The organism is Pseudomonas sp. AFG_SD02_1510_Pfu_092, assembly GCF_003331055.1.
GTDB lineage: Bacteria > Pseudomonadota > Gammaproteobacteria > Pseudomonadales > Pseudomonadaceae > Aquipseudomonas.
Map to the genome: position 1 here is coordinate 1 of NZ_PUQD01000094.1, position 13,112 is coordinate 13,112.

Consider the following 13,112-nt stretch of genomic DNA (forward strand, 5'->3'; position numbering starts at 1 on the left):
CCCCCCCCCCCCCCCCCCCCCCCCCCCCCCCCCCCCCCCCCCCCCCCCGCCCCCCGCCCCCCCCCCCCCCCCCCCCCCCCCCCCCCCCCGGGGGGGGGGGGCGGCCCCCCCCCCGCGAAGAGGCGGCAATGGCTTACTGCTGAACCAGCCCCGCTTGGTCCCGCTCACTGATCACATACTGCCGATACTCAGGGTCCGCCTTGATCTGCGCCTCGGTAAACGGCAGCACCGCCAGCTGCCCGGCAGCAAACGCCCTGGTTTGGTCACTGGCATGCGCAGAAGCCGCTTCGCTTGACTGGGAAAACGCCAGCAGCCCACGCGCCTCAGGCCCCTTGTCGGTAAAACTGACCAGTTGCAGGTAGCTGGTACCGCTGACCACCAGGCGCTTGCCCTGCCCGTGTGGCACGCTATGGATCGCGTTATACACCCCCAGCGCCTGCGGGCCACCCGGCACCGGCGTGCCATCGCCCGCCTGCTGCACCTGGCCCCAACGCGCCTGCGCCGCTATGCCACTGCCAGCCACCTGCGTGAGCGACGCCAGCGCCGCCTGGTGCAACCGCTTGCCCACGGCCGCCTGCTCGACCGCCAGACCACGCGGGGTGTGCTGCGGGTCGGCCGGGTCGAAAGCCACCCGCCAGCTTTCCGGGTGCTCGGCCAGGGCATTGACCAGGTTGTGGAAATGCACCAGGCCCATGCCGCTGTCGAGGTCAGCCTTGCCGTTCCACGCCGCCAGGCTGGCACACACGGCCTGCACATCTGCAACTGCCCCCTTGCACCACTGCAGCAGATCCGGCAGTACCAGGCTGGCCAGGTAGACCTCATCATCGGTGACCATCCGCTGCAGGTCGTCAATGCCCAACCGCGCCGTACCCTGCAGGCGTTGCAAGGCATAGCGGCCGCGCATGCCCAGCGGCTGCCCGCTGCGGCTGACCAGCGGCGAATAGCCGGTCAGCGGCTGCGCCGGGTTGGCCAGCCACGCCGGGTCGTTGGCGTTCTGCACGAAGTCGTCGCGTTCCAGGCTCGGCAGTAGCCGTGCGGGGAAGATGCCCGGCTGCGCGGCCTGCGCATCGACCTTCCACTGGCACGCGCTGCGCGAACCGTCCAGCACCACCAGGGGCCCTTGTGCCTGTGGGTTGCTGCAGGCGTCGAGCAGTGGCTGATCCACATAAGGCACCACAGACTGGTTCAGGTACACAGCCTTGCCGGCCGGATCAACCGCCAGCGTGTTGACCCAGGGAATGCCCTGCAGCTGTTCGATCGAGCTTCTCAAGGCCGCCAGGCTGTCGGCCCGGTTGATCTGGTACCACTGCTGCAACACCCGGGTGTTTTCGAGGTTGGCGTCGCGCAGGCTGTAGGCAGCATCGCGGTTCCAGTCCAGGCGGCCCGGCCACTGCACCACCGGGCCGAACTGCGAACTGTAGACCTGTCGCTGCACCTGGCTGAGGCTGCCGTCCTTGGCCTTGACCGTGACGCTGACGGTTTCCCGGGCCAGGGGTAGCGACTTGCCATCGAGCAGGTAGCGGGTCGGGTCCTTGGGGTCGAGCTGCAGGCGGTAGAGGGTGAAATGCTTCGATGTGTCGACGGTGTGGGTCCAGGCCAGGTGCTGGTTGAAGCCAATATTGACCACGGGCAGGCCGGGCAATGCCGCCCCCATCACATCGAGCTGGCCCGGTATGGTCAGCTGCATCTGGTAGAAGCGCATGCCGCCCATCCAGGGGAAGTGCGGGTTGGCCAGCAACAGCCCGCGACCATTGGCCGAACGCTGGGCGCCGACGGCTACCGCATTGCTGCCGCGCTCGCTGGCAAAACGTTGCTGCCGCGCCAGCGCCGTGGCAAACCCCGCTGGCGCCTGCTGGCTGGCCAGCGTTGGTGGTTGCGCGCCGGCCAACGCCTCGACGAACTGCCCTATACCACCTTCGGCCAGCAGCCGGCGGGTGAGCCTGACCAGGTCCTCACTGCTGATCGGCCGCAGCCACTCGCCGCTGCCGCACTCGGCGGGCAAGCCTTGGCGGCGGCGTTCGGCCAGCGCGCGGTTGTAGCCGCTGGCATAGCCTGCCAGCAGTGCCTGCACCGGCGCCGGCTGCGCCTGCCAGAACGCGCTGACCGCTGCCGGGCTGTTGAGCCAGGTGAAGAACAGGTCACTGGCCAGGTTGTCGCGCTGCTCCAGGGTCTTGCCCTTGGCGCCGAAATAGCGCGAGCGCTCGCCGCTCACGGTCAGCACTTCATTGGCCAGCAGGCACAGGTTGTCCTGGGCGTAGGCATAGCCGATGCCGTAGCCCAGGCCACGCTCGTCCTCGGCCACGATATGCGGCACCCCGTAACGGGTCAGACGAATCTGTGCGCTGGCCTCGGTCGCGGCGGGCTGCGCCGCTACGCCGACACTGCAGGCCAACAGAGCGGCGGCAAGGCCAGCGCAAGTGATGGGACGGGAAAGTGGAAACACGGGCACTCCTCGGTTCGGGGTCATCCCGATCAGACGAATGGCCAGGTGCGAATTTTACGCCTTACACCGTGCAAAGACGTCTTGAACAGAACCAGGCACTTTTTTTTACCCGCGGCCTGCAGTTTTTCCGTTCTCATTCGTCCTAGTAAGTGAGGCACCCAAATTTCGGGTTCGTCCACGAAAAGGAGCATTCACATGTACAACCCGCAACCCTCCATCCAGGCTGGGCGCGCCCCAGGCGAAGCGCCCAGGGAACAGGGCGTCTTCGCTGACGAGCGCATCGGCAACGAACAGATCCGCGAGCTGTTGCGCAGTTTCGGCCTGCGTACCAGCCTGATCCGCCTCAAGGTGATCGATGCCCTGCACGCTGCCGACCGCAATGGCCGCAGCATTGGCGTGCGCGGCGTACATGCGCAGCTGGAGCAGCTGGATATCCCGCTGTCGTTCCTCAGCGTGCGTGAAGTGCTCAAACGGTTGTGCGCCGAGGGCGTCATCCAGCTGGGCAGTGACAAATGCTACAGCCTCAACGCCCAGGCGCGCGCCATGCTGGAACAGGCGCCTTCGCGCTGAGCGCATGGCCGGCCACGGCTGGCCGGCCCGCGCAGGTTCAGCGTCAGAGTTTGGGCTTGACCTTGCGCCGCAGGATGCCGTTGATTACCACGACCACCACGGCAATGGCGATGGCCAGCATCTGGAAGGTCTGCTCACTGATCGTGCCCTGCTTCTGCAGGTGGGACAGGCCCAGCATCAGGCCCAGTACTACCAGGATGATCAGGAGGGAGTATTTGAGGCGCTGCACGTGTGTCATCGAAGGTTCCTTGCAACATCAGGGGCAAATGGCTCGCAACGAGCCGCGGCAATGATACAACGGCCGCGGGCCCCGGCGCTGGATTTCCTGCTGGGTGAAGCGGCGGCGGCCTGAAAGCATTGGGGCTTCCTAGCACCCATGCCGGAGGCACCATGTACAAACCCCTGCTGCTCGCATCGCTGTTCCTTACCCCCCTTGCCGTTCATGCGCTGGACACCCACCAGACCCCAGCCGAGCAACTGCGCGAACTGGGCCGCGAACTGGCGGCCCAGGCCGGCGCCAGCCAATGGCAGCAACTTTGGCAACGCGTGCGCCAGGCCGGTTACCTGCAGGCGCACGGTAGCGCGGTGCATTTCAGTGTGGCGCCGACGCTGTTGCCGGAGCTGGCCCGGCAAACCCTGGCCCAGGCCGATGAGGTCCAGGCGCTGCGCCAGACTCAGGCACTCTACCGCCGCAGTTTTGCCGACCAGGTCATCGGCCAGCGCGACGGGCAGCCGCTGCAGGCGCTATGCCTGCTGGTCGATTGGCGCACGCTGCCGCAACGCATGCTCCACACCCCCCAACCCTACCTGCGCAGCGCCAGCCTGCTGAGCAGCTATCCGTGCGATTGAGGGTTGCTGCACCCAGTACGCCATACCTGGATAAACCGTATGGGAAATCAAGCGCTCCAGCCAGATGTTGAAGCCATGTCCTACAACGCCGGATAACGCTGCCTGCAAAACCTGTTCGCCGAAACTACAAGCCCCAACCCATATGGCGCCTAGCGACACGCCTTGGCCGTCGCGGAGAATTTGCTCACACCGTCGACATAACGCCGCTGGTGAACGGGTAGCACAACTCATCCGTCCCGAAGGAGCGCCATATGCAACCGCCAGACTTGAGCCACATCGAAATCAGCCAACTGCCCCACTCGCTGCAGGCCTTGATCGACTGCATCGGCATCGACAGCGCCTACCAGCTGACCTGCGCCTATGGCGGCAGGCCCAAGTACATCCCCAAGCACCGCGAGCGCACCAAGCTTGCCGATGTGCTGCCGGCCGAAGCGCTCGACGCACTGATCAAGCGCTTTGCCGGGGTTGCCCTGGAGATCCCCAAGGCCGACCACTTCCTGCGCCAGTTGCGCAACCTGCAGATTCAGAAGGAAAGCGCCAGCGGCTTGTCCCGCAGCCTGCTGGCTGACAAGTACGGCCTCAGCCTGCGCCAGATCGGCAACATTCGCCGCCAGGAGTCTTGCGCCCGCTGACCCACAGAACATTGTGGCCGCAACAACGGCCGCAGTTTTAAACCGAGAGAGAGAATTCAATGTCGATAGATAACAGCCTGATCGGATCGGTCATCAATGCCTTGCCGATGGACCGCATGATCGCAGGCCCCTTGCAGGCCATGGTCCAGGCGCAGGTCACTGCCAGCAAATCCTACGCCGACTTCCTGATGCAGGTGTGTGTGCAGGATGGCAAGGCCGTCGCCATCCAGTTCGACTACGACGAAACCATCGTCGACGAACAAGGCGAGTACAAGGGTGTGGTCAGCAAGACCATGAAAGTGCCGCTGATGGCAGCCATCACCCACCCGAACATTTCCATCGAAGAAGGCAATGTCGAGTTCGAGCTGGTGATCAACCAGATGTCGGAAGACGTTTCCAACAAGGAAATGGGCGCCGAGGTCAGCGGCTCACTGGGCTGGGGGCCGTTCAAGCTGAACGTGAAGGGCAGCGTCAGCCACAAGTCCACGCAAACCCGCAAGACAGACACCCGCGCCCGCTACGCGTTCAACACCACCTTGAAGCGCCAGGAGCCGCCAGAAGCGATGATGCGGGTCATCGACTTCCTGACCGACGCCGCGACGAAACCGACCATCGTCAAGACCGCCACCCTGGCCAGCCCGGAGGCGATTTCCCAGGCAGACACCTTGAAGAACCCTGCCGACAAAGACGCGCCAGCGCCAGGTGTCGCCAGCGCCTGAGGTGCCCCTGCTCCAACCACGCCCCCTCTGAGCAGCACCAGAGGGGGACCACCCGGCTTGAGGAGTCAGATCATTGGACAAGTCCCCTACCCCCATGACCTCCATCGACCTGCGCGAAATCACCCGCGGCCTGCAAGAAGCGGCGAGCGCCACCAATAGCCTGATCGCGCAGCAGTACATCAACCTGTTCGATCAGTTCTTCGAATGCGACACCGAGGCGTTGGGCGCGCCCATGAAAGCCAGGATGGTCGAAGTGGCCATGGACGGCCAGCACATCATGCGTGTGCCGCTGTTCGCACTGGTATCACCCAAAGGCCTGGCGCTGGAGCGCATGCAGGTCGACCTGTCGGTACGGGTGAAAGGCACCGAAGCACAACAGGCGCTGCTGACGGCCGCTGAAAACAAGGCCGCCAGCTTCAAGGTCACCATCGGTGGCCAGGGCCGTCAGGGCGAGAGCCGTGACCCCGACGAAGTGCAGATCCGCATGCAGTTCCAGGCCAGCGAACCACCCGAAGCCCTGAACCGGCTGATCGAGGAGTACACCAACCTGATCATCCCGGTACGTGCCCCCAGCCCGCCGCCCTCGCCCGATACCAATGAGTTCATCGAGGCGGCCACCGTTCGTTGACCGCCGCCCCGGTGGCGCCTCAGAAGTCGCGCTTGTAGAAGATATCCAGTGAGCTGGCCAGCCCGCTGGCGGCCTCAAGGTAAACCTTCTTGCTCAGCTTGTAGCGCAACGCAATGGTGTTGGCAGGCTCGAACACCCCCACTCCGTAACGCAGGCTCAGCTTTTCGGTAAGGTTGCCGCTGGCGACCACACTGGTGCTGTTGCCCGAACCTTCGGTGTCCAGCTGGAAGTCATCGATACCCAGGCCCGAAGCCAGGCTGCCGGTAATCCCGGCACTGCCCGCCAGGCCCAGGCCCAAGGCCGCCTCGGCGAGCATGTTGTTGTCTTCGCCGGAGGTGCCCAGAGGCCGCCCCATCACCAGGTAGGACAGTGCCTGCTCCTGGCTCATGGCCGGCTCCGAGAACACCTTGGTGGTGGGCTGCTCGGCGCTGCCGCTCAGGCGGATACCGGCGACCACATCATCGACCTTGCGGATCGCTTCGATGTCCAGGTAGGGCTGGTCGATCGGCCCGGCGAACAGCAGCCGGGCGCGGCGGATGGTCAGGCGCTGGCCGTAGGCGCGGTAGCGGCCGTCGGCCAGGCTCAGCTCGCCACGGGTATCGAGGTTGTCGCCGATGTGCACATGGCCGAGCAGGTTCGCCGTGAGGCCGAAGCCCTTGAACGACAGCTTGTCGCGGCCGACTTCGACATCGATGTCCATGGCCATCGCCATGGCCGGCTTGCCCTCTTCGGTCTGCTGGCCGACGATCACCGTGTCATCCGAGACCTTGACGGTGGACGGTGGCAGCTCGCGTACGGTGATCTTGCCCTTGGGGACCTGAACCTTGCCGGTGACCGCCAGCCGGTCGTCGACCAGGCGCAAGGTCAGGTCCGGGGCAACCTCCAGTGTCGCGTAAGGCTCTACCGTAACGGGCAGTTGCTGGCCCTGCAGGCGCAGGTCCATGCCCAGTGCCTGGCCCCAGGTGAGGTTGCCATTCAACTGGCCACGCCCTGCCTCGCCACTGCGCCAGTTGCCATCGAGCCGTACCTGCTCGCCGGCAATCACGGCCTGCAATGACAGGCCCTCGAGGCTGACCGGCAGCTCGGCGCCACTGACTTCGCCGCCACTGAGCATCAGGTTGCCGTTGACCTGTGGCGCCAGCAAGCTGCCGCTCAAGCGGCCACTGCCATTGAGCTGCCCGGCCAGGCGCTCGACCATCGGCACGAACGGGCGCGCCACGGACAGGTCGAGGCCGCTCAGCTGAAAATCACCCGACAGCGGCTTGTTCTTGCCCAGCGGGTCGAGGCGGGTGTTGACGGTCAACACGCCCAGCCGTTCGCCACGGAACGCCAGGCGGGTATCGACGCGTCGGGGCGCCAGTGTGCTGTCCAGGCGCAGGGCCTGGTACGGGAAGTCGACCCAGCGGCCGTTGTCACGCACGCGCAGGGTGCCGCCACTGGCATCGACGACAATGTTGCCCTTGGGGCCACTGGCCGGGATGTCCAGGTTGATGTCGGCATTCAGCAGGCCCTGCCAGGCAAAGTCCTTGGGCAGCCACTGCGCCAGGCTGTCCAGCGGGAACTGCTTGAGGTGGTAACGCAGGCGCGGTTCGGGCGCCAGGCGCTGGTCCTCGCCACACAGGCTGGCCTGGCCGGAGCGCCAGCAATGGGCAGCGAAGTCGAGCTGGCCGCTGGCCAGCCGCTGCAGGCGCGCCGGGGCCTGCAACCGCCAGTCCTGGCCGCCGGCCTGGATCCGCCCACTGGCCAGGCGCCCACGCCAGTCACCCTTGTGCAACTGGCCGTCCAGGCCAAGGTCGAGCTTGAGTTGCGGGCCGTCCAGCGCCACGCTCAGCGCCTGCTGGCGGCTGTCGCCTTTGCCGGTTGCCTGCAAGGTGCCGAGTGCCGTGTCGCCCAGCTGAATACCGCTGGCCTTGAGCGTGGTCACAGCGTGCTGGGCGTTGTCCAGGCGGGCGTCCAGCGCCAGCTGCTGCAAGCGGTTTTCTGCCTGTGCCAAGCGCTGACCGCGCAGGGTCAGGGTACCTTGCGGCGCCTGCAGGGTGCCGGCGACATCCAGCCGGCCCTTGACCTGGCCCTGCAGCCTTGGCCACAACTGGCCCAGGCGCGGCAGGTCGAGGTCGACCCGCCCGGCCAGGCGTTGCTGCAGGCTGCCACTGCCGTTGATGCGGTTATCGCCCAGCTGGATGGCCAGGGCGCCCAGGGTCCAGCTCTGCCCTGCCCCTTGGGCTTCGACCTTGAACATGGCCGGCTGGCCGCGCAGGCGGCCTTTGAGGTCAAGCCGGGCGTCGAGGCTCAGTGTGTCGCCTTTCATCTCACCTTTGCTGCGCAGCGGCCCCGCCAGGGTACCCGGCAACTCGGCCAGCCAATAGGCCGGGTCGAGCGCCGACAGTTGCAGGTCGACATCCCAGGCCAGGTTGTCGGCAAAGCGCACGGCGACACTGCCGGCAGCCTTGCCTTGCCCGGCGGTCAGTGCCAGCTGCGGCAGTTTCACCTGCTGCAGGTCGCCTTCGAACGGGCTGGCCAGGCTGAAAGCCCCGGCCGGGCCATCCAGGTCGCCATTGAAGGTGCCCCGATAACTACCATCGCGATAATGCACCTGGGCCATCAAGCGCTTGAGGGTGACCTCGGGCGGAGTCTGCAACGGGTACAGGCGCAGCCACGGGAAGTCCTGCCAGTCCAGTTGGGCATCGGCGACCAGGCCGCGCTGCCAGTCGGCCGTGGCTTGCACTTGCAAGCTGACCCGCTGGGTATCGCTGGCGTTCAGGTCCAGCGCATCGAGCCTGGCGCCTTTGCTGTCGACCCGCCCGGCCAACCGCAAGGCGACCGGCGCCTGCTCGGCCGGCAGGCTGGCCGCACCCGCCAGTTGATAGCCGTTGAGCAGGTCGCCCTTGGCATCGAGCTTGAGCTGGTTGAACTGCACGGTGTCGGGCAACGACCCGGCCGGCTTGAATGCTTCGGAGCGGATCTGCAAGGTGGCCGGCAGGTGCTCGGCCAACGCCTGCAACTGGCCGCTGAGCGTGGCGTCGAGGTAACCGCTGCTGCTGCCTTCGAGTTTCAGGGTTTTCTGCAATTCGCCGGTCGCGCTCAGCGCCAGCTGCCAGGGTTTGCCGTCTACCGCAGGCAGTTGCAGTTGCGCTTGCAGTTGCGTCGGCCAGTCGCCTTCGGGCAGCAGGTCGCCTTGCAGGTCAAGTGACAGGCCCTCCCGCTGCAGGTGCAGGCGGTCGATACGCAGTCCGCCGCTGGTCCAGTGCGCCGCCAGCTGCAAGTCGCCAAGCAGGTCGCTGTCATCCAGGCGTAACTGGCCGACGTTCACTTCGCCCAGTTCGATGGCGATGGGCAAACGCAGGGCTGGCAACTGCAGCGGGCCGCTGTCGGCCGGTTCCGCGCCTGGCGCAAAAGCCATGTCGATGCGCCGGGCATGCAGCTGGCCAATGCACAAGGTGGCGCGCAACAGGCATGCAGGCGACCAGCTCAGCAACGGGGCCTGCACTTCGACCCGGTTGCCGTCATCGATCCAGCTGAGCCGGCTGGCTTGCCAACTGCCGCCCAGACGCCCCTGAAAGTCGCTCACCTCGAGCCCCGGCACCTGGCCCAGCAGCCACCGGCTGCCGCCCTCGGTGCCCAGCAGTACGGCGGCGGCCAGGCCCGCGCCGGCAACCCCGCCCAACAGGCCCAGCGACATGTACTTGATCACGCGTTTCACAACTCGGGCCCCATGGAAAAGTGCAGGCGAATGCCCCCTTCATCATCCAGCGCCTTGGCCAGGTCCAGGCGCAGCGGCCCGACTGGCGACACCCAGCGCACACCAAAACCAACACCGGTCTTGAGGCTTGGCAACTCCAGGTCGTTGAACGAGTTGCCCTGGTCGATGAAGGTTGCCAGCCGCCACTTTTCAGTCAGCGAGTACTGGTACTCGACACTGCCGGCGACCAGATAGCGCCCGCCAATGCGGTCGCCGTCGCTGTTCTTCGGCGACAGGGTCTGGTAGTCGTAGCCGCGCACGCTCTGGTCGCCACCGGCGAAGAAGCGCAGCGATGGCGGGATGTTGTTCTTGAAGCCATTGGTGGCGCTGCCCCCGAACTGTACCCGGCCGAGCAGGCGATGGTCGTGGCCCAGCGTGGTCAGGCCCTTGAGCAGCACGTTGCCATGCAGCAGGTTGGTGTCCGAAACCAGCCCTTCCTTGGCGGCCTGTACATCGAACTGCAGGCGGTAGCCGTTGTGCGGGTCGATGCGGTTGTCACTGCGCAGGAAGGAGAAGCTCACCCCCGGCATCAGCAGGTTGCTCAGGCCGGAGTCATCGCCCAGGCGGTACTCCTCGCGCTGGTACTTCAGCGAGATCACCCGCTGCCAGCCGCTGGGCAGCTTGCTGTGCCACTCGGGGCCGACCGTCAGCAGCTTGCTGAGGGTGTCGGTGCCGGCAATTTCTTCGTTCTGGTAGCCGCCGGCAAAGCGCAACTTGTCGGTCAGCGGCGGGTCGAGCGGAATGTCGTACCAGAGGCCGACGTTCTGCCGGGGCGCCGACAGTTCGGTTTCCCAGCCATAGCTGTGGCCCTGCGGGTTGACCCAGTGGCGGGTCCAGTTGGCCTTGCCGCGCGGCCCGACGTCGGTCGAGAACCCCAGGCCAAGGCCCAGGGTGCGTGGCTTGCGGGTTTCCAGGCGAACATCGACGGGGATCTGTTCGCCCACGGCGGCGGTCGGCGCGGCGTCCACGCGCACGCCTTCGAAGTAGCCGCTCGACTGCAGGTCGTTGTTCAGTTCGGCGATCAGTTCCGAATCGTAGGGGGTACCTGGCCTGAACGAGACCATGCGCTGCAGCAGGTCATCGTCCAGCGGCGTGTCGCCACCGAAGCTGACGGCACCCAGGCGATAGCGCGGGCCGCTCTGGTAGACCAGTTCGATATCGGCCACCCCCGCCTGCGGGTCGACTGCCAGGCGCTGGCGGCTGAAGCGCCCACTGAAGAAGCCATAGCGTGAGGCCTGGTTCTGGATCAGCCGCTTGGCATCTTCGTAATGGCCGTGGTTGAGCTGCTCACCGGCCCGCAAGGCCTTGCTGTCGGGCACGCGAAAGGCCTTCATCTCGCTGGCGGGGCCTTCGATGCGCACGGTCACGTTACGCAGGCGAATCGGCTCGCCGGGGTCGATGGTGATGATCAGTTGCGGGGAACGGGCGGGGTCGCTGGCGGGTTTGACTTCGGTATCGATCTGCGCCTGGTAATAGCCAAGTGCCTGCGCGGCTTTGCGCGCCTGCTCCTCGGCGCCGCGACTGAAGCGCAGCAGCGCTTCTTCATCGCGGTCGCCAAGGGTACCGATATAGCCTTCGACATTGGCCTTGAGCGCCTTGTTGGCCGGTTTAACCTTCACCAGCAACTCGCTCTGGCCCCATGCTGCGAAACTGGCGGCCCAGATCACCAGGCCCCAGGTCAATCTTCCTGAATACGTCATGCGGCGCATGCTACCAGAGCCAGGCGCTCAAGGGAGCCGCCGCGCGGCCTGGTCAGGCAAAAGCGGAATTGGAAGATACCGGGTGGGGATGGAAAAACACCCTTTCTCGGATTGGTCCTACAGCTACCTCGCCAATTTCCTCATAGCCCTGGCGCTGGTAAAAGGCCAGGTAATGCTCGTTGCCGGTATCCAGCACCACACCCTCGGTGCCGGGGTCGTCTGCGCACCAGTCGTGTACCGCCTGCAACAGTTGTTCGCCGTAGTGCTTACCCTGAAATTGCGGGTGCACCCCCAGCATCGGCAACACATGCACCTGGTCGCTGGGCAGGCAGGTGGCCAGGGCAGCCTGGTAGTCCATGTAGCGGCGGGTGCAGCGCAGGCCGGTGCCCAGCATCATGCGCAGGCGCCAGGCCCAGCTGTCGGCCACGCCCAGCCGGCGCAGCGGCGGCACGATCAGGGCCAGGGCAATCAGGCGGTCTTCGACCAGCAGGCCGATGGCCGGCAATTGCAGGTAGAAGTGCTGGCGCACCCATTCGCGCACCATCACCCGCAGGCGCCGCTCATAGCCCGGGCGCTGGGCCTCGAAGATATAGGCGAAGGTGGGTTCGTGACGGTAGGCGTTGTACAGCAGCGAGCGCGCCTCTCGGCTGTAGCCATCATCGAGCAGGCAGACACGGGCCACAGCGGCAGTGGTTTCGGGCATTGCGGGGGGACCTCCTGGAATGGGCGTACAGTGCCTCGGAGGTGCCCGACCGCGCATCGTTCACCCCCTGCACAGCACGTTAGCAGCCGCCACACGAAGCCGCCATGCTGGTGATGGCAAGCGATGTCGGCTAGCATCGCGGCTTTTACCGGGATTGTCTTTCCATGAAGATCGTCTGTTTCAACATCAACGGTCTGCGGGCCCGCCCGCATCAGCTGGCGGCGCTGATCGACAAGCATCAGCCGGACGTGATCGGCCTGCAGGAAACCAAGGTCAGCGACGAACAGTTCCCGCTGGCCGACGTGCAAGCGCTGGGCTACCACGTGCATTACCACGGGCAGAAAGGCCACTATGGTGTGGCCCTGCTGTCGCGCCAGGCGCCACTGAGCCTGCACAAGGGCTTTGCCAGCGATGAAGAGGACGCCCAGCGCCGCTTCATCTGGGGCACCTTCGCCGATGCCGATGGCAACCCGATCACCATCATGAACGGCTACTTCCCTCAGGGTGAAAGCCGCGACCACCCCACCAAGTTCCCGGCCAAACAGCGTTTCTACAGCGATTTGCAGACGCTGCTGGAAGGCCAGTTCCGCAACGACCAGCCGCTGCTGGTGATGGGCGACATGAACATTTCGCCGCAGGACTGCGACATCGGCATCGGCCCGGACAATGCCAAGCGCTGGCTCAAGACCGGCAAGTGCAGCTTCCTGCCGGAGGAGCGTGAATGGATGGAGCGTTTGAAAGGCTGGGGCCTGGTGGACAGTTTCCGCCATCTGCACCCGGATGTGAGCGACCGCTTCAGCTGGTTCGACTACCGCAGCCGCGGCTTCGAGGACGAGCCCAAGCGCGGCCTGCGCATCGACCTGATCATGGCTTCGCAGCAGCTGGTGCCGCGGATCAAGGCGGCGGGTGTGGACTATGAACTGCGCGGGATGGAAAAGCCGTCGGACCATGCGCCGATCTGGCTGGAGTTGAGCTGATCGGCACCGCGTCGCCTGCTTCGCGGGTGAACCCGCTCCCACAGGGATCCGCGCAGGCCTAGGGCTCACGCGCTCCCTGTGGGAGCGGCCGTGGCCGCGAACACCGGCGCAGCCGGTGCCATCCACCGCGTCGCCTGCTTCGCGGGCTTGCC

Annotated in this window: 11 protein-coding genes; 6 read left to right on the forward strand and 5 right to left on the reverse strand. The window is 65.8% G+C overall.

The features are described from left to right. Positions 1-133: 133 nt before the first annotated feature. A complete protein-coding gene (locus C6A77_RS24310; RefSeq protein ID WP_114171900.1) occupies positions 134-2,443 on the reverse strand; it encodes an acylase in 2,310 nt (769 codons plus the stop codon). A gap of 195 nt (positions 2,444-2,638) precedes the next feature. Here C6A77_RS24310 and C6A77_RS24315 point away from each other — a divergent pair, with 195 nt between their 5' ends. Further along, on the forward strand, positions 2,639-3,013 hold the full coding sequence (locus C6A77_RS24315; RefSeq protein ID WP_114171901.1) for a fe2+ zn2+ uptake regulation protein: 375 nt from the start codon (positions 2,639-2,641) through the stop codon (positions 3,011-3,013). A gap of 43 nt (positions 3,014-3,056) precedes the next feature. Here C6A77_RS24315 and C6A77_RS24320 read toward each other — a convergent pair whose 3' ends face one another. Continuing rightward, a complete protein-coding gene (locus tag C6A77_RS24320) occupies positions 3,057-3,251 on the reverse strand; it encodes a hypothetical protein (protein ID WP_114171902.1) in 195 nt (64 codons plus the stop codon). Positions 3,252-3,403: 152 nt separating this feature from the next. Here C6A77_RS24320 and C6A77_RS24325 point away from each other — a divergent pair, with 152 nt between their 5' ends. The 4 genes from C6A77_RS24325 to C6A77_RS24340 all read left to right on the forward strand — a co-directional run bounded on the left by C6A77_RS24325 (position 3,404) and on the right by C6A77_RS24340 (position 5,841). Next, positions 3,404-3,862: a hypothetical protein gene (locus C6A77_RS24325; RefSeq protein WP_114171903.1), complete on the forward strand. Its 459-nt coding sequence runs from the start codon at positions 3,404-3,406 to the stop codon at positions 3,860-3,862. Positions 3,863-4,113: 251 nt separating this feature from the next. Then, on the forward strand, positions 4,114-4,494 hold the full coding sequence (locus C6A77_RS24330; protein ID WP_114171904.1) for a Mor transcription activator family protein: 381 nt from the start codon (positions 4,114-4,116) through the stop codon (positions 4,492-4,494). 59 nt (positions 4,495-4,553) lie between these two features. Then, positions 4,554-5,213 carry a DUF2589 domain-containing protein gene (locus tag C6A77_RS24335; RefSeq protein ID WP_114171905.1) on the forward strand — a complete coding sequence of 220 codons (660 nt, stop codon included), beginning with the start codon at positions 4,554-4,556 and terminating at the stop codon, positions 5,211-5,213. Between the two features lie 73 nt (positions 5,214-5,286). Continuing rightward, complete coding sequence (locus tag C6A77_RS24340) at positions 5,287-5,841, forward strand: DUF2589 domain-containing protein (protein WP_114171906.1); 555 nt, start codon at positions 5,287-5,289, stop codon at positions 5,839-5,841. A gap of 19 nt (positions 5,842-5,860) precedes the next feature. On the opposite strand, the gene C6A77_RS24345 is transcribed toward C6A77_RS24340, so the two are convergent. Genes C6A77_RS24345 through C6A77_RS24355 form a run of 3 tightly spaced genes read right to left on the reverse strand, consistent with a single transcriptional unit; the run spans position 5,861 to position 11,983 of the window. Then, positions 5,861-9,541 (reverse strand): translocation/assembly module TamB domain-containing protein, encoded by a 3,681-nt coding sequence (locus C6A77_RS24345; RefSeq protein WP_114171907.1) that lies wholly within the window; start codon positions 9,539-9,541, stop codon positions 5,861-5,863. Then, positions 9,538-11,280 (reverse strand): autotransporter assembly complex family protein, encoded by a 1,743-nt coding sequence (locus tag C6A77_RS24350; RefSeq protein ID WP_114171910.1) that lies wholly within the window; start codon positions 11,278-11,280, stop codon positions 9,538-9,540. The genes C6A77_RS24345 and C6A77_RS24350 overlap by 4 nt, the downstream gene beginning before the upstream one ends. A gap of 52 nt (positions 11,281-11,332) precedes the next feature. Then, positions 11,333-11,983 (reverse strand): GNAT family N-acetyltransferase, encoded by a 651-nt coding sequence (locus C6A77_RS24355; protein WP_114171908.1) that lies wholly within the window; start codon positions 11,981-11,983, stop codon positions 11,333-11,335. 164 nt (positions 11,984-12,147) lie between these two features. On the opposite strand from C6A77_RS24355, the gene xthA reads away from it, so the two are divergent. After that, complete coding sequence (xthA, locus tag C6A77_RS24360; protein WP_114171909.1) at positions 12,148-12,960, forward strand: exodeoxyribonuclease III; 813 nt, start codon at positions 12,148-12,150, stop codon at positions 12,958-12,960. The last annotated feature ends 152 nt before the right edge of the window (positions 12,961-13,112 follow it).